This is a genomic window from Oleiphilus sp. HI0043 (genome assembly GCF_001634935.1).
In genome coordinates this window covers 1-1,339 of sequence record NZ_LWEY01001251.1, presented here as the reverse complement: position 1 = coordinate 1,339, position 1,339 = coordinate 1, and the positions used below count along the sequence as shown (strand labels likewise).

Below are 1,339 nucleotides of genomic sequence, written 5' to 3'. Positions count from 1 at the left end.
TTCTTTGCTGATCGTTGATTTTATCAGGGAGAGAATAGCCGAAGGCATGTCGCCAGAAGAGGCTATCTCAGATGCGGGCGCATTAAGAATTATTCCCATAACCTTAACCACCTTGGCCATTGTCTTTGGAACACTGGTAATCATCCCTGATCCCGTGATGGGAGGACTGGCTGTCTCCTTGATTTTTGGATCCATCAGCTCGGCGATTTTAACCGTGCTTGTTGTGCCGCTATTGTATGGGCGAAAAAACAAATACTGAATATAGTATGGCCCGATTTTTTCAATGAGCTGGAATTGAAAAATAATTATGTAGAGAGTTGATTATGAATAATCGACTTAAAAGTGCAGTGGCGCTAGATTTTGTTTGCGCTCAGCAATTGAAGTCTTATTTCTCTTAAAATAGCTAATGCGATAATAGGAAGTTTCTGGATAGTTTTGTGTCTGCTCTTCTCACATTCCCGATGTAACTGATCAGGTCAATATTGGCCTGAATATCCAAACTTTATTGTCGATGCCGAGAGTCCGACTTGCGGACATTTAGGCCTTAGTGAGCTCGTTAGTTTAAGTACAGCCTATATTCTAAGCTGTAAGGCCAAGTTCGAGCCGATACATCTTAGGCGTAGCTTATTAAAGTTTTGCCCTCATCTAGTTCTAGGTGAGGGGTATGGTTAAAACCCGACAGCACCATTCGGTCCCGCTTAATATCGAAACTAGCGTAGCTTGCGTTTTTAATCTGAAAGTTAATATCAATCATCTGCTCTACGCTTAGTCCCATCACTTTTCTTATCGCCATCGAAATTGCGCCACCTGAGCTGACTAACATAACGGTATCATCACGATCCGCTTGCTGTCGAATTGCCTCTAAGCCAGTTTCAATTCTGTACTCAAAGTCGCTCCAAGATTCATCTACCAGACCTACTAGGTCGTTATTCGCCCAGGCAAACATAGCTTTTTTCAATAACTTGAAAAAGGTGGCCGGGTTGGAGTCTCTACTTAAGTTAAACGCCTGGTCGCTATTAAGTGACAAATAAGCTTTTATCAATCCCTTAAAGTCGAATTCATTCCAGCGCGGATCAGTTTCGATAGCTTGATTATATTGCAATGAGCGAGTGATCGCGTCAGCGGTTTCAATATGCCTTTTTAAGCTGCCGCAAATAACTCGACTGGGCTTGATAGAAGTGCTGTCAAAATATTCACCTAGTAAATGGGCTTGTTTGTGGCCGAGATCAGAAAGCTGGTCATAGTCTTGCTTTCCTAAAGAGGCTTGTGCGTGCCGTGTAAGTATCAGTGTTGCCATTTAATCGCTCTAAGCGATTAAATGGCAACACTGATACTTACA

At 42.5% G+C, this 1,339-nt stretch carries 2 protein-coding genes; one reads left to right on the top strand and one right to left on the bottom strand.

The features are described 5' to 3' along the window. Nucleotides 1-259 (top strand): efflux RND transporter permease subunit (locus tag A3729_RS15570; RefSeq protein WP_156497974.1); only part of this gene is annotated, 259 nt, incomplete at its 5' end. A 354-nt stretch (nucleotides 260-613) separates the two neighbouring features. Here A3729_RS15570 and A3729_RS15565 read toward each other — a convergent pair. Continuing rightward, entirely contained in the window at nucleotides 614-1,297 is a 684-nt protein-coding gene (locus tag A3729_RS15565; protein ID WP_068507539.1) for a histidine phosphatase family protein, read from the bottom strand. Between the last annotated feature and the right edge of the window lie 42 nt (nucleotides 1,298-1,339).